This is a genomic window from Actinospineispora eucalypti, assembly GCF_039543365.1.
GTDB lineage: Bacteria > Actinomycetota > Actinomycetes > Mycobacteriales > Pseudonocardiaceae > Pseudonocardia > Pseudonocardia eucalypti.
On sequence record NZ_BAABJP010000048.1, the window covers coordinates 88615 to 105967 of the forward strand.

The 17353-nt window shown below is 72.5% G+C and carries 1 protein-coding gene (cut by a window edge); it reads right to left on the reverse strand.

From position 1 onward, the window contains the following. Positions 1 to 17353, reverse strand: the 3' portion of a protein-coding gene (locus tag ABEB12_RS34570; RefSeq protein WP_185063277.1) for an alpha/beta hydrolase. Its footprint extends 32114 nt past the window's final position; 17353 of the gene's 49467 nt are visible here — the last part of the coding sequence; the start codon falls outside the window, past its right edge — the gene reads right to left on this strand; the stop codon is at positions 1 to 3.

Here is a 17353-nt window from a genome sequence, read left to right on the forward strand (position 1 = left end):
TTAGCTCCCCCCGTTTCCGAATACCAGCGGGATGTCCACCAGCGTCAGGTTGCCTAACCCACTCCGTTCCAGCGAACGCCGGGCGATCTCTCGCACAAGTACTTCGTCGGTGCGGTCCGGGGCCAGCCCGCCGAGGTCCTGCTCGGCCAGCCCGCGCGTGGCGAGCACCAGGTTGCCCGGATCGGTCACCAAGATGCGGTCGAACGAAGGGCGCACCCGGGGGTTCTCGCCGAGGAACGCGACCAGTCCCTCGGTGGCCAAGTTGGTGTGATCAACGCTCAACCGGGACCAACCTCTCGCGGCGGGTACCAGGTGTGCGGCGGTATCGCCCAGGTTGGACGTGATCACTTCGGCGAGGTGGGACTCGCCAGCCGCCGGAACGACCTGTACCGCCAGGTAGGTGGCGGCCGGCTGGTAGGCCTGCCCGGGAAGTGCCAACGCGGCCACTCGGGCGCCGGCCCGGGCGGCGGCGGCCAGGTGCGCCTGCTCGCGGGTGCGCCGGGGGGAATCAGTGCGGACCAGCTCCTCCAAGGCGGTCTCCACCGCGACGCGGGCGGCCAGTGCGGCGTTGGCGACGCTGCCCAGCCCGTCGGCCACCACCACGGTGACCACTCCGCTAGCCGGGTCGACATGCGCGGCGACGGCGTCCGTGTTGCGGGCACCGGGCACCGGTCCGGTCAGGCTGGCCACCGCGAGCCTCGGCGTACCGGCGGTGGACAGGGCGAAGGTGGCCTCGGCCGTCTCCACCCCGGCGATGCTTCCCCGCTCCCCGCCGACCGTCGGCGTGGTCAGCGTGGAGATGTGGGTCAGCGCGTTCGAACCGGCCTTCACCAGCCGGGGGGCGAGCCGCAAGCCCCTGAGCAGCAGCTGGCGGGGCGCCCACTCGACCCCGAGGTCCGCACTTACCGCCTCCCGCGTCGCGTAGAAGAACCGGTCGAGCGCGACCCGGGCCTGCTGCAGCGCGTCCAGGCGGGCGGTGGTGCCTGGCCGGGTCCGGCCGAGCCGGCGGTTCGCCGCCTTCAGCGCGGCATAGGCCCGGCGCAGCTCGTACGCCGGCGGCGGCGCTTCCTGAGTTCGGCTCGGTCCGTAATCGACCAGACGGTCGGCCCGCACCAGCAACCGGCCGAGCCGGGCCGAACGCGCCCCGGGCTCCGGCTCGTCCACCGTGCGGATCCGCTCGGCCAGTGCGCGCAGGTCCTCGTACGCGGCCAGCCGGTTGTCGATGGCCTCGTTCAGTGCCTGGTAGGCCGCCCGCAGCTCCGGGCTGTCGGCGGCGGCGCGCAGGTCGGCCCGGCCGTGTGGCGGGGCGTTGGGCTGGGCGGTGTGCCGGCGCGCGCGATGCAGCTTGATCACCGCGAGCTCGGCGCGCCGCCAGGCGCGGGTCAGCTCGCGCGAGGTAGCCCGGCGGATCGATGCCCGCAGCTCCCGCTCGGGTCTGGTCCGAGGCTCCGGAGCCAGCCGCTCCACCCGGGCCAGCGGGTGCCTGCGCTGGTAGAGCGCCCCGCGCCACCAGCTCCAACCCGGGAGGACCGCCCGCATCAGGTCGTCCAGCATGCCGGGTGTGTGGTACCGGTATACCCGGGTGCCGTGGGACAACAGGTCGAGCAGGATCTGGTGGGCGTGCCCGATGTCGTCCTCCGACGCCCCGGCCTTCAGCAGCGGCGCCAGCTTTTCTCCGCCGGGCAGCATCCTCGGGTTGGTGCGCAGCGCGTGCCGCAGCATCGGGTTCGCCCGCCGCCAGGCGACCCGCAGTCCCTCGACCGCCCGGTACCCCTCGCCCGGGGTCCCCTCCAGCAGACCGGCCCGGGCCAGCGCGTGCAGCTTCCGCTGCCAGGTCCGCTCGGTGACCGGGTAGGCGAGGCCGGCGTGGCGGCGAACCAGGTCGGCCGCGGTGACCGGTCCCTTCGCACCGGCGACGATCAGCAGCGCCGCCAGCAGCGAGCCCGGCTCAAGCTTCGGCTTCGCCCGGGCCGCGCGCTCGATGTTCTGGCGCCACTTGTCCCGCTCCCGGGTGTGCAGTTCGACCTCGTCGAGCACGGCGAACGTCGAGTCCAGCAGGGTGAGGGCCGCCTTCAACCGCTGGAACTGCTCGATTCGGTGCGCGATGTCCTTGCTCCCACTCGGGCGCAGGGGCTCATCGATGCGCCGCTCGTCGGCGACCAATGCGTTCCGCAGCGCGCGGATGCGCTCCCCGAGCAACGCCCGCGCCACCACCATGCCCTGGTCGTGCCGCTTGCGGTGCCGCTCCCGCTCGAGTTGGCCCAGTGCTCGGGTGGTCAGTGCCTCGATCGCCCGCCGGGCCAGTTCTCCCCGGGGTGAACCGGCGAGTCGCAGCCCGGCCGTGAGGAGCAGATCCCAGAGGTCGCGCAGCAGGTAGTGCAGATGTTGCCGGTGACGTTCCGCCATGGCGTCGCCGAGGCGTTCCTCCCACACCCGGCGCGGGATCGGCCTGATCACCACGCCGTCCAGCGGTGCATTCCGGTCGGCGGGCAGGCCCAGCAGGATCCGGTCGTCGGCGTCCAGGGCCAGCTGGTTCAGGTTCTCCGGCCGGACAAGTTCGTCGAGCAACCGGTCCAGGAACGCCAGGATGTCGGCCCGGTCCTGGTGGCGTTCGCTCATCCGGGTCAGCGCGCCGAACAGGGCGTCCCGGTTGCTGGCCACCATGAGCACGGTCAACGCCAGCGCGCGGAGGTGCTGGCCGTGCCGGTCCAGCCACTGTTCGCGCACCCGCGCGGTGGCGTCGGTCAGCTCCGGGACGTACTGATCCACCAGATCCAGCTCGAGCGGATTGGGCGGCAGCTGGCCGAGCAGCTCGACCATGCGCGCCGCCGTTCGGCGGGGCAGCTCGGGGTCGTCCAGTTGCCACTCTCCGGTGCTGAGCCCGGTGGCGGCGAGGAAGTCGTCCAGCGCGCCGGGCAGCGCGTCGACCCGCCGGGTCACCCGGTACAGCGGTCCGATCGGCCGCTCCCGTCGGGCCATCGACCGCGAGCTCTTGGAGCCCAGGGCCTTCTGCTTGCGTTCCAGGAGATCGCGCAGTGGCCACAGCAGCAGCCCCCCGGCGAGCGCGAGCGCCGCGAAAGCCACGACTTCCATGGTCGTCTTGGCACGCAGGATCGAGTAGCCGAGGACGACCTTCAATGCCGCGTCTACCCGCAGGAGGGTGACCAGCCAGTCCGGCCGGCCGAACAGCTCGAGGCTGGACTTGAGTCGGTCCCCGGAGCGCTGCAGCCAGATGTGCCACCGCCGGACGGTGCCGATACCGGCCGCCCGAGTCAGGGTGTTCTGCCCGGTCCGGTACTGCAACCACTGGACCCGTTTGAGGAGCAGCGCGCCGCCGGCCGCGATCAGGTAGTCGGTGATGAACGGGGTCGGCGCGACCAGCGCCAGCCACAGCGCCAGGTCGTGGAAGTAGTCACCCCAGCTGGTCGGTGGGCCTCGTATCCCCAGTGCGTTCAGCAGCTGGAAGGTCGGGATCGCGTACAGTCCGGCGGCGACCGCGTTCCACGACCGCTCCCCGCCCCGCTGCCGCAGCTGGACGGCGGAGCCCAGAGCAGCGGCGAGCACCGCCGGGATCATCGCGGCCAGGTTGTGGCCCACCCCCAACCGGTCACCGACCCAGAACACCAGTACCGGGAGCCCGGCCAGGGCGAGCAGGTCGCTCACCCAGGCCACCGCCGCCGCCCGCACCGCCGAGTGCCAGGCATCGCGCCGAGGCCGGGTGTAGATGCCCCGCTCGTAAAGCAGCGTGCGCCGGTTCTTCACCGACCGGTAGTTGATCACCGCGCTCACCGCCAGCGCGGAGATCAACGTCTTCACCGCGAGGGTGGACTCCGGCTTGGACGCTATCCAGCGCAGCGCATCCTTGATCAGGGCCGGGGCGTGCGTGCTGAGCTCCCCGGCCAGTGCGCCGAACAGGCCCACCGCTGTGTGCCCCAGCGCGCGGAACGGCCGCTTGGTCCGCAACCCGTCGGCCGGCCTCGGCGTGGGCAGCCAGTTCGCGGACCACCGCACCCGGACCGCCAGCACCGCGCCACCGACCAGCGCGCCGACCGCCGCCGGCCAGAACCCACCCGCCGCGAGGGCTACCCCGAACCCGAGCAGGCCGGCCGCCAGCCGGGCCCGGGTGGTCCGTCGGGGGCCGGCCCGGACCGGCATGTCCCAACCGATCAGTTCGACCACCCGACGCGGCAGTCCGCGCAGCTCGGCGACCTCGACCCGTACGCCGGGCCACCATGCGACCGCCACCCGCGCACCGGCCCACCAGATGGTCAGCTGGTCCCGCAGGGCCGACCGGCCGGCCCGTGCCTGGGCGGCAAGCCACCGGAGCACCTCTCGCGCCGACACCGAGTGCTTTCTCGGCGCGGAATGCCTGGCCGACTGTTTGGTCGATTGCTTGACTGGCGGGAGTTGCTTGGGCGGAGCCCGGTGCTTCGGGCTGGTGCGCGGGCGGAGCCGAAGGGCGGTACCGAGCCACGCAGCCAGCGCGAGCGTGATGGCTCCGGCAAGGCCGGCCGGGTAGCTCCACGGCACCGGCCGGATCTCGAGCGCCGGCAAGTCGACCGGCGGCTCGACCGGCTTTACCGGATGCACCGGTTTCACCGGCTGTACAGGCTTGACGGGTTTGATCGGCCGGTAGTTGGAGATCCGGTAGCGCTGGCCGGGGTAGATCAGGTCGGGGGTCGGGTCGGCCCGCACGGCGGCCCGGTAGCCCGCCCAGTCCCGCTGCCGTTTGAAGACCCACCAGAGGCTGTCCCCCGGTTGGGCGGTGATGATCCCCTTCCAGGTGGCGGGCACCTTCACCCGCTGCCCGCCGATGCGCTGGTGCGGCCCGGTGAACCGGCCGCCGTTGGCTGCGTTGAACTCGGCGAAAGTCACCCCGTACGCGGCCGCCTCCCGCCCGGCCGTGGTGCGCTTCGGCGCGATGCCCAGGTGGAACCGGGGCGACGGGACGGCTGTGGGCGACGCTCCGGCCGAGGACGGCACGGCCGTGGTCTGTGCTCCGGCGGTGGTCGGAGCTTTGGCGGCGCTCCGCTCGACGGCAACGCTCCGCTGGGCCGGCATCTGGTCGGGCACCGCGTCGGCCCGCCCGACCAGAGCCGACGAGAACATCACCGCGCCCAGCAGCACACCGATGAGGCCGCTGAACACCCGACGCCACGCCGGCGGCCCCCTGATACGGCGGACCGCGTAGCCGAGCAGCCCCAGCACCGCCGCCCCGGTGATCACCGGCACCATGACGTGACTCGGCCAGTGGCCCAACCAGGCCAGCCCGGCCAGCGCGAACCCGGCGTGCGCGAGTGGCTTGTCCGGGGAGGCCCACCGGCGGCGCGACTCTTCGTCGCCGACCACCGGCCGCAGCGCGGCGTAGATCTTGCGCAGGTCCTCGCCGAGGTACTCGGCGACCTGTGTCGGCGTCATCGCGGGCCGGTCGGTGGTCCCCCGGAACAGGGCGACGATCCGTCCGGCCTCGAGGTCGGTGACCGCGCGCTCGACCATCGACAGCAACTGTCTGACTTCGCGCCTCGTCCGGCGCGGCTGGCCGACGTCCCGGAACACCTTCCGGACCTGCCAGGGCGTCGTCCCCAGCAGCGTCGCGATCTCCTCGCCGGAAAACAGCCCGTCCCAGTACAGCTCCCAGATCACCGCTTGCTCGGGGGTGAGCTGGGCTGCGGACTCGGGCAACGGCTTGGTGACCGGGCGCGGCGCCGGCCGTTCCGTCGTCGGCGGTGTGGCAGCCTTTCGGGTACCGGTCTCGGCGAGGCGCCGGACCGCGTTGCCGAAGCCACCGAACCGCTTGGCGACCGCTGCCGCCGACGGGGCCGGTGGGCTTCCGGCCGGTCGCTGTGCCGCCCATTCCTTGTACCTGGTCAACGTGATCGGCGGAGACGGCACCCCGGCCGAGGTGGCAGCCGCGACCACCCAGGCCGCCGCCTCAGCCAGGGCGGACAGCACCTGTTCGTCGGTGTAGGTGGCCCGGAAGTTGGACAGGCCCGCCGCGGTCTGGGCTTTGTTCCAGCTCCCGTAGTACCTGATCACCGTCGTGTCGCTGGGTGCCAGACCGGCCCGGTGCCACTCCGCCCGCGTCGGCGTATGGCCCAGCGCGGCGGCCAGCTCACGAAGCCTGGCTTCGATGACCCCAGGCTCGAAGGCCTCGGTGGCGCGTGGGTCCGGCCGCGTGCTCATTCGCTCGGCCTGGCTGGGGCGCCACATCTGTGCGGCGGCAGACCGGTAATCGCGCAGGGCGAGGCCGTGGGCCAGGAAGCTCCGCCACACCATCTCCGCGGGTATGCCGATCGCCAGCGCGACCAGGTCGACCGACATCGGCTGGCCCGTCTCGGCCCCGGTGTAGAGCGCGTAGGCGGCGCGCGCCTCGTCCCGGCTCAGTACGGCGGCCGAGCGCCGCGACCTGGTCGGCCGCGTGGCGGGCACGGCGGCGTCGCCATCCTGACCGTGCTCGCCGTCCGGGCGTCTTGGGCCGAACATCGGAAGGACGACGGCGAGTTGCGCCGCCACCTCGCCCAGCGCCCGAGTCATCAGGATGGTCAACGCAACGAGCACCGCGATGCGGACCGCGGCGCGGACGGGCGGACCGCGGCCGCGCGGGATGCCCCACCGGGCGAGCAACAGCATGCCAGCCGCCACTGCCACGAGCCCGAACGCCTCAATGTGGTGCGGCACGCTGCCCCAACTGGCCAGCCCCAACAGTGGCACGCCCAGATGCAGCCCCTGCCTTGACTCGGCGATCCGGAAACTGCTCGCGAACCGCCCGGGCCACCGTCTCCACCCGCGCGGCTCCAGCCGAGGACCAAGCGGGATGCGCACCTGTGGGTGGTAACCGTCGTAGCCGAACTCGACGTCGGGGAATACCCGGAGCAGCACTCGCCGGATCGCGCGGTTGGTGGGCAGGAACTCGCCGACCAGGTCGGTGTAACCGAGCACGGCGGCCCGCTCACCCAGGATGCGCAACATCTGGGTGGCGACGCCCCTCCCCTGCCACTCGTCGACGATCTCGGCCGCAATGTCCGCGCGGTTCTCTTCGATGCCGATGAAGCGGACGATTCCGATGGCCCGCCAGCCAGACTTCGTCCGGGCCTCCGCGACGAGCGCGACGTGGCGCCGACCGTCGATGTCGAGCAGATGCCTGCGCATCTCGGCGGTCAGCCTGGGCATGCCGCCGAAGTACGGCGTGTACTTGCTGTCACTGGAAATACCCTCGAACACCTGATCCAGCGCCGGGCCGTCGTGCCGGCCCATCTCCCGGATCCGGTACCGCCGCTTCGGCCCCCACCAGGTGCGTACCCCACGCCCCGCGACCAACCGGACCTGGTCGCGCCGGCCGGTAATGATCAGCGCCATGTTCGCCAATGCCGGGGAATGCCTGTTCCAGTAGCTCCGGTGAGGGCGCTCGACGCCGAACTGGCCGCCGTAACGGCCGCCGGTGCCGGCATCGAAGACGAGGGCACCGAATGCCTGGCTCGCCGGATCGACACCGTGAATGCGCTCCGGGGTGCGCCCGAGTGGGTCCCGCTTCGCCGAGGCGACCCACACCCGGGTGAGGAGTCCGCGGAGCAGCTTGGAGATGTGCGCGGCGTGCACGCCGGGGCTGCCGAGAATGATCCAGTCGTCGACCAGCCGGAGGACATCCCGCAGCGCGGCGGTGATCCCGGAGATCACCGAGCCGTAGGAATGGGCGATCAGGGTCAGCTGCTGGTCGGCCCGACCGGTGGCACGGATGCCCAGCAGGAACCGGTGCAGTTTCGGCGCCGCCGCCTCCGCGTATCGGGTGCTGGTCGCCTCCCGCAGGTGTTGTGGCTGGTCGAGTGCCCAGTGCGCGATGACCGAGACGCTCCGTACCTTGAGCTTGAACGCGATCCGCTTCCACAGCCGCTTGGCGCTGCGGAGGCCGTCGCCCACGGTCTCCAGACGGTTGCCCATGCCCGGCACATAGAGCGCCACGTACGCCGACGTGTCCGGGTTCTCGTAGGCGACGATTGCGTGCCCTCGACCGATCGTGTCGAATCCGATCAAGTACGCCCGCGGGAAGGGCTTCAGGATGAACCCGATGAAGCCGAGGCCGAGGCTTCGCTCGATCGCCTTGATGCCCTTGAGCATTCCGCGTATCGCCTCGCGACGCGGGACGACGTAGGCGGTCATGCCCCACAGTTCGCGCAGTTCCCGCTTGAGCGCCGCCTTCTCCCGCGCCAGCACGAGCAGGTTCGCCCGGTGCCGGTCCACGACCGGGATGCCGGCCCGCCGGCCCGCCTCGTCCGGGGACTTTCTGATCCACGCCGAGCGCTGTGGCCGGGACAGGGTCCGCCACCTGTCGAAGACCATGGCCGGGGACGCGTCGGCCGGTATCGACGGTGGTTCTTCATCTACCGACCTGCGACCTCGCCAGGTCAGGTGCAGGGCCGCCCAGGTCACCGCCACGACCGTGCCGCCCAGGAGCGCCGGGGAGGACAGCCAGTCGACGTGCGTCAGTCCACCGAACCAGGCCAGGCCGGCCAGCGCCAACCCGGTGTGGGCCAGCCGCTGGCGGGGCCGGTCCCGGAAGACGAGCTCGACGTCGCCGAGGCGCAGCCGGTTGCCGTCCGCCAACGGCGTCGCCTCGGTCACCGGCTCGCCACCGACGGTGGTGTCGGCGTGCGCGGTGAGCATCCACCGGTCGGCTTCCAGCGTGATCGACGCGTGCGGGTCGGCGAGCGAGGGGTCGCCCAGCGCCACCGAGGTCGGCGCGCCGCCGGTGCGGCCGAGGGACACGCCCTCCGGGCCGATCAGCACGGAGATGCCCTCGGCGTTCAGACTGGCCCGGGGCCCGGCGGTCGGCTCATCGAGATCTGGTGCCGGCTCGGTCGCCACGAGCCGGATCTCGACCGGCGGGTCTCCCTCGCTCGGCGGCTGGAAAGCGAACAGATCATCGTTGCCCTCGGCCGGATCGGCGAGCAGCGCGGTCAGCGCCTCGGCCTCCGAGGTGAACGAGCCGATGGCTAGCAGTCGCAACGCCGGATGTGTGGCGGTGAGCTCGCCCCACACTATGTTGCGCACCACCAGCGGCAGCAGGTCTGCGCTGCTGGTCCGGGCGCCGGCCATGCGCAGCGCCCAGAGGTTCAACGCCACCCTCGAGGGCAGGTCGGCGCTCGGCTCGCCGGGGCCGGTCAGCGCCAGGCCGTTGGCCTCCGCCAGCTCACGCAGCGCCGCCCGTGCCGCCCGGTACTCCTCGTGCACCGTGCGGCGGTTGCCGCCGCTGTGCGACGGCGGTTGGGGCTCGACCAGCCGGCCGTGCGGCTCCGACCGATCGACCAGCAACATGCGCAGCGCCTTCGGAGCGCCCTGCACCAGCGCACCGGTGGCCTCGGCACGCAGCTCGGCCAGGCCGGGTAGCTGCTCGCCGGAGAGGAGATCTCCCCAGACGATGTTGCGCACCACCAGCTCGAACAGGTCCTTGTCCGGAAATCGCAGATGATCGAACTCGGCCTCGGTGCGCAGCACACGCAGCGCGTGGCTCACCCGGAAGCCGCCCACTGGCTCGGTGGACCGGCCGGCTACCGCCCGGTCCAGCATCTGGCGCTGAGCCCCGGTGAGGCCGGGTAGGCCGTCGATCAGGCCGCGCAGCTCGGCCACCGCGGCCGCGTGTTCCCGGCGCAGCGCGTCCTCGTCGACCCGCACGGACCGGGCCGCCCGCACGGCCAGGAACCAGCGAAGTCCGGCGTGGTGCAGGTGCAGCCTCTGCCACCACCCGGGCTCGGTCTCCCGCTCGACCCGAGTGACCCGCTCGTCGGCGGCGATGACCCGGTGGCGCCGGCGTTGCGGGTCGGTGCGGGCCATTCGCGCGAGGGTGTGCGCGTACCCGGCGGAAGTCCAGTCGGCGCGGTCCGGCCGGATCCGCCCGGGCAGCCCGGCCAACTCCCGCTGGTCGACCAGCCGCAGCGCCAGCTCGGCGTGCCACATGGCGTGGTCCGACGTCTCGCCACGTGCCCGACCGAGCTCGGCGACGACCCGGTAGAGCAGCCCGAGCGGGTCGGCGGCGTAGATGTGCCGCGTCCCGGCCTGGGTGGGCACTACGTCGCTGGTGCGCACCGGGTCCACGCCCGGCGTGCTGAAGCGCTCGTCGCTGGCCAGGTAGAACCGCACCGGCCCGACCGGCCAGGACTCGTCCAGCGCCTGCCCCCGCAGCAGCATGCGCGCGATTACCACCAACAGGCGCAGCTCGCGGGCTTCCGCCCGGAAGACCTGCGGCTTGTCCGTCTGCTGGAGCCGGGCGAACCACTCCTCGGCGATCGCCTCGGCCCGCAGAGCAGTGAGTTCGCGGACGGCGAACTCGCCGAACAACCGTTGCTTCGCGGGTTGGCCGGCGCGGATCCGGTCCCATTCCTCGAGGATCGCCGCCGCGTCCGCCTCGTGTTCGGCACCGTGCGGGTCCGGGTGATCGCCGAGGTGGAAGGTCCGGTTGTGCCGTTGTAGCCAGCGCAGCAGCGCAGGATTGGCCAGCACGGTGGCCGCGGTGTCGGCGAACATCACCATCTCGCCGCCGGGTGCGTGGACCGGGTGCGTCCAGGCGTAGTCGAGCATATTGGACGGCAGCTCACCGAGCCCGACGCGTTCGAGCAGCGGCCGCATGCCGGCCTCGTCCAGCACGCGCAGCGGGGGCGAGCCCTCGACCTCCACCAGCCGGGTGTGCCCCTGCTCGATCGCCGTCGGCAACACCCACCGCTCGAGCACTCGCCGCTGGGTGTGGCTCAGCCCGCCACGCACCAACCCACCGCCGTGGGCGGCCGCCGCGGCGCGGGACAGTACAGCGCGCACCGCCGATTCCTCGTGGTAGTGCAGGTAACCGGGCAGCTCGGGCGCCTCGGCAATGGGCGCGCCCCGGGAGCTCTTGCGCCAGAACCCGTCGGCCATCACCGAACGCAGCACCGTCGGCAGGTAATGGCTCTGCAGCCGGGTGAGCTCGAACCGGGTGGTCAGGTAGTGGACCAGCAACAGCGAGGCGAGCCCCTCGGCGAGACGCTCGGATTCGACCTCGAGCACCGTGGTGAACGGGTTCGGCTCGACCAGCAGCGGCCCGGACAGCCCGGCCGCCAGGCTGTGCCGGGCCAGGGTGTCGAACGGGTCGTCGGTCGCGCCCGCATCCCAGCCGTAGGCGAGCTGCAGGACGTGGCCAAGCTCATGCCAGACTACGGCGAACGCGCCCATCAGCTCCGCGTCCAGCCGGAAGCCGAGCAACGCGGCGACCTCGGCCAGGTTCGTGGCCTTGACCGCCAGGTCCTCCGGTGCCAGCCACATCACGGGGACCCGCAGGTGAGCGTCCAGCTCGATGGCGGTGGACCCGCCGTTACGGTCCCAGAAGGTGTGGTCCCGGATATGCTCGAGCAGCCCGACAAACCGCTCCCGGACCGCGGGATCGAGCGGCAACCCGGCCTCGTCCAGCATCTCCAGGTACAGCTCGATTGCCTGATGTATCCGGGCGCCGGCGCCATCTCGTTCGGTCACGGGTTCCAGGTGGGCGCGGCCGAACGCCGGTACTACCGTGATTGCGGCCGGGCCGCCGGCGGGCTCGGCGGGTGGCCTGGTGACCGGGGAAACGATCGGGGCGACGGCGGGCGTCACCGGCGGCGTGAGCGGCAGCAGCCGCGCCGCCACGTCGTCGATGTGCAGCCAGGGGTGCAGCCCGACCGCCGCCTCCAGGTCGTGGATGTCGCCGGCGATCCGGTCCAGCAGCCGCTCCACCCGCATGGTGCGCCCCGACGCGTTCGCCAGGTGGTCGGCCACGGACGCGGCCAGCTCGACCGCCGTCGCCAGGTCGTCGCTGGCCCTGGCCCTGCGCACCCCCGGGTTGGGGTTGCCGACCAGGAGGCGCAACCGGGCCGGTTCCGGCATCGGCAGTGCCTGGATCGCCTGCTCGGGCAGCTCCGGTTGGCGGATGCGGGCCAGCTCCCGTTCGGCCAGCAGCGCCCGCTCCCACGAGTCCAATCGGTGCAGCCTGGCCAGCGTCAACGGGTCGATGAACACCGCCGGCGCCCCGTCCGGTTCCGGCGCCACGAACATGATCAGCGCGGTGCGCCGGGCGACCCGTGAGGCGTAGCGGCGGTTCAGCCCGGGCAGTACGTAGAACGGCACGTGGTGCGCGGCCCACCGGCCCTCGGGATCGGCCAGCCGGTGGTCGGGGTGGCCCGGGACGAGCGGGGCCGGCCGCAGCTCGGCGAGTAACTCGGCCACGGCGGTTTTCGCGGCGGCGTGCTCGTCGGGAATCTGCGCGACCGGGCGACCGGCCGGCAACTCCACCGCGATCGCGCCGCTCCGCGCTCCGTACCCGGTGCCCGGGCGGCGGACCAGAAGGCGCACCCCGTACCCGACGGCGACCAGCACCGCGACACCGGCAAACGCGGCGGCGCCGGCCAGCACACCCGGACGGGTCAACCAGACCGGATCGACCACCGGCACCCGGATGACCTTCGCTCCCGACGGGAACACCAACGGGTTCCTGGTCAGGTTGCCCCACCGCCACGCGATGCCCCGGACCAGCCAGCCCAGCACGCCGCCGACCCACATCCCGCTGCCCACGCCGTAGACCAGGGTGGGCAGCGTGATCCACAGCTGGTAGCCCAGCCAGCCGAACAGCCGCGCCCACCCGTAGCCGGGCCGTCCCTCGACCGGTTCCGCCCGCCAGGCCGGCACCAGGATGGACGCCAAGGCAGCGGTGAAGCCGAGCGCCACCGGCACCCATCCCGCGCCGAGCACGTTCAGCGTGACGCCGGCGAGTACCCCGGCGGCGAGCGTCACGCCCAGCAGCCGCTCGGAGGCCAGGCCGAGCACCCGCATTCGCGGCACCCGGACCCATTTGCCGCCGCGCGCCCGCGCGCCCGGGGCCCGCTTCGCCAGGCGGCCCACCCAACGCGCGGCCCGCTGCGTCAGGCCACCCGCCCGACGCGCGACCCTTGGCGCAACGATCTTCACGAGCTGGCCGCGATCCGCCCAGTGGTAGGTCAACGGCGGGACCGCGACGTCCTTCAGGCCGGCGTCACGCAGCTGCGCCCGCACCGCCCGGTTGCGCGGAATCTCGAGCACCGGCCACTGCCCGTCGCGCGCCGGCCGCACCGTCGCGTGCCGGACCAACCCGGGCAGCACCGCCTCGAACCGCGCCAGCTGGCGCCGGTCGAGCGCGCCCGCCAGGAGCACGCCGTTGGCCGGTTCCCCAGCGCCGCGGACGTCCTGCTCGCGCCAGCTGAAGGCCGCCACCAAGCCCGCGATCGCGACGCTGTAGACCAGGTCGAGGGGGTCGGCCACGGTGTGCGGCCCGAACAGTGCGTGCGCAACGCCGACATTCTCAACCATCCACCGCACCTCGGTGAACGCGTTGATCGCGGCGGTGAACAGCAGCACCCCGGGCACCCACCGGGCGCGGAAGGCGTGCAGGCGGTCGCCGGTGAGGTATCCCCGGCCGGTCCGCAGGACGAAGTAGCCGACGAAGACCGCCAGCATGCCCACCGCCCAACCACCCCCGAGGTTGCCGGCATGCGAGAACAGGTCGAAGGGCTCGGGCAGCGACCGGCGCAGCCCCGGTTTGATGGCCAGCATCTTGGCCAGCATCGAGAACCCGAAGGTCAGCAGAACCGCGCCCCAACTGGGCAGGTACTGCCCAGGGCGGGTCGTCCTGGCGTCCGCCGCGGCGGCCTCGACGGCATAGCTGACCGCGGTGAGCAGGCGGTCAAGCTCCTCGTCCGGCTGCTCCACCCGGCGCATCCCGACCTGCACGACGGCGAGCAACCGGGCGGCGTGCTTGGTGCGGCCCTTGACCAGCTCGTCGGCGGCGGCGCTCAGCAGTGCCCGCAGCGCGGCGGTCTCCCCGTCGCGCGGCCACACCGGCATGTACTCCGGGACCCGCCGGTCGCGCAGCCACAGCCCGACCAGCCCGAGCAGCGTCGCCCGGTCGGCGACCGGGATCGCCGGGACGCCCGGGCCGGTCGTCGCCTGCCACAGCCCGAGCGCCAGCCGCTCCCGGACGGTTCGCTCGGCCCAGCGCGCGCCCTGCCCGAGGTGTACCCAGTCGGCGGCGGCAAGGAAGTCCCAGTACGGCCCGGCGTCGAAATCCCCGTGCTCCAGGTTGTGCCGCATCCTGTTGAGCAGCAGGTCGTCCAGCGCGTCGCGGTGCGCGGCGGGAGTCTTCGCCAGCTCACCCAACAACGGCCAGGCCAGCCGCCACCACGCGGACAGGGACAACTGACCCCGTGGCCGATAGACCATCAGCAGTCGTGCGCGGTGCGTCGCGGTGAATCGCCGCAGGCGCTGCTCGGTCATCCGGCCGACGCCGGCGGACCGGACTTCATTGAGAAGCTTGTCGGCCGGCCCGAACCGCTTCGCGACCAGCTTTTTCCGCGCCCGTCCCAGCAGCGCGTCGATATCCACCGGCGGTGAGCGAGCCCCTCCCCCGCCCTTCAGCCACGCCAGCGCCCCACCGGAGACCAGCGCGAACCCAGCGACGGCCACCACCTTCAGCGGCCATGCCCAGGCAGGCAGCGCGACCACCGAGCCGGCGGCGACCCTACCGGCGGCAACTCGGCCGACGGCAACCACCGCCGGCCGCCGAACCAGTTGCCGGAGCCGTGCCCACGCAACCGCGCGCCGCAGGTCCCGCACAGACACCGTCTCCGCCGACGGCGCGACTGTGCCGCCCCGGCGCACGGCGTCCGGCCCTTCGACCGTGAAGCCTTCCATGCCGCGGATCAGCCGTCGCACGGCCGGCAGGGACAGGGAAACACCGTGCAGATGGGCCAGACTGGCCTGGATCCAGGTCAGGCTCAGCCCGTTGTCCTGCGCTTCCTCGCCGAACAACACCCGGATCAGCGACGGCAAGTTGAAGAAATGCCGCAACGCGCTGACCGCGAAGCCGGCGACCACCGGTGCCGCGACGACAGTCGTGGAGCCAGCACCCGCGTTGCTGAAGGACACGATTCCGCCGATGCCGTCATCGCCGTCGAGAGCGGGCCCGCCGGAGGCACCCGGACCCAGGTACGCGGCCACGCGGTAGTGGCCGTCACGGACGCGGACAACCGGGCCGCGGCGGGTGGTCAGGCGCCCCCAGGGGAAGCCGGTGACGGTGAGGGACTCACCGATGCGGGGAGCCGGCCGGGCGGCCGACCTCGACTTGGCAGGTCCGGCCGTGGTGATCAGGAGAACCAGGTCGACGACTTCCCCGAGCCCCACCTCGAGGCGGGCATGCGCGACGGCATGCCGGGCCAGCGCCACGTCGTCGGGTGATCCGAACTGCCCCGGCCGCAGCATGACCATGCCCAGGACAGGTTTGCCGTCCACGAAGAACGAATCCGCCGGCCAACCCCTGACCACATGCGCGGCGCTGATCGCCATCCCGTTGCCGATCCACACCGCGGACCCCCGGCCGATCCGGCCGCCGCCCTTGCCGCGCATCGTCACCCGGCCGACGTGGTCCGGTGCGGCACCGTGTCGGCGAACCGCGCGGACGACGGCGAACGCCACCACGGCCAGCGCGGCGGCGGCCGCGCCGAGCACCGGTGCCTGGGCCAACAGGCCGCCGAGCACGGGCACCACCGCCAGCGCAACCAGCACGCCCGGCCGGGCGGCACCGTGATCACCACGTCGCCCGGGCTTGGTCGGCGCCGCCTGGCGGACCCAGACGACTTCACCCGGACGAATCCGGTCCGGTTGGTGCCGCGAACGGACGGCGAGAATCTCCTCGGTGACGACGAGCACCGGGTTGCCGTCGATCCACAGGGTGTAGGCGCCGAGGCGGTCTGCGAGCCGGCTCAGGCCCCGCTGCCGCAGGTACTCACCCGGGATCAGCACCACCGTCCCCGGCGGATCATGCGGTGCGCCCGGCAGGCGGTCCGGATCCACCGGACGTGCCAGGTCTTCGTGCCATGCCTGCTGCAGCACCGTGCGCAACGCCGACTCCTCGCCGGGCAAGAACCCTTGGAAGATGGCCGCGCTCGTGCCCGGAGCCGGCTCGGCGGGCGGCGGGCCCCGGCGGTTGATCACCCAGGCGAGCCCGGCCAGCACCGCCGAGACGCCGAAGAGCGCACCCGAGGCCACCAGCGACCAACCCGGCACCCCGAGCGCACCGGTCACCCCACCGGGATCAGCCGCCGCCGGCACGACGACCAGCCATGACGCAAAGGTGGTCACAGCGGCCAGAACAACCCGGCGGACCCAGATGGACACCGCCAGCGCGGCGCGTATGCGCGCCAGTGGCCCGCGTCGGGGCGCCGCCACCGGGGTGGCTTCGGTTTCGGTTCCAGTTTCGGCCGGGGCACCATCGGTGTCGGTGGGCGCCTGGGTGTGTGGGGTGTAGCGGCGGAGGTTCCAGGTCACCTTGGTGGGCATGGTGAAGGTCTGCCAGGTGAGGTCGAGCCAGATCTTGTGGGCGGGTACGCCCGGTGTGGGGAAGTCCAGCGTGAGCTCGACCGTTTCGCTCTGCCCATCGAGGATCTTGGGCATCTTCTCGTTGGTGCTGGCCAGCAGGGGGCGTCCGGTGTGGTCGGCCCAGGCCTTCAGGTAGGTGGCGAATGCGTCGGTGAACTCGCCCTTGCCCCACTTGTAGAGACGGCTGGTCGGGATGATCCCCTTGTCGGTGACGAACACGGTGATGCGGACGACGCGCAGGTCGGGTTCGTTCGCCACGTGGTTGCGGACGTAGACGACCGCGATCCTGGGATGCAGCAAGTGGGCTTGGGTGTCGTCCCGGCGCCCGCCCTTGACTAGGCACAGGCAGGACGAGCTGCCGTGGCCCAGGTGCATGATCTCGATCGGGTCGCGGGACACCCCGACGGTGAACTCCTGGCCGTCGGGGTCACGCCAGGTCATCTCGTCGGGGGCTTCCACGCGCGCGATGACCTGCCGTGATGCGGCCGGTAGCCATTCCCGCCAGGCGGCGTCCCACACAGCGGCCGCGGCGGCCCGGTCACCGGTGCGCTGCCATTCCTCCAGCCACCGGCCCATCAGCTTGCGGTAGGTGGCATGGCTGACCGGCAGGTAGCGCACCAGGGCGTTGAATTCCTCGGAGCCGATCTCCAGCCGCAGCGGCAGGCCGGGATCCAGCCGGGCACCCAGGGACGCTTCCGCGGCGGCGCGGGCGCGCCGCTCCAGCTCGACCGCAGTGCGTTCCATCACCCCGGGGCGGTCCGGCGGTGGGCGCGCCGCCAGCTGGGCGCGGACCCGTTCCAGCAGCTCGGGCACGGCAAGTTCCTGTGGGCGGGGGCGGTTAAGCACGGCGGTAACCCACCGGTTTCTCGACCGTGCTGAAGCCTCGGTCGGGTCGAGTTCGATGACCGGCACGGTCCATTCCATCGCCGAGACGAGGGTGGTCCACGCGCCCAGGAAC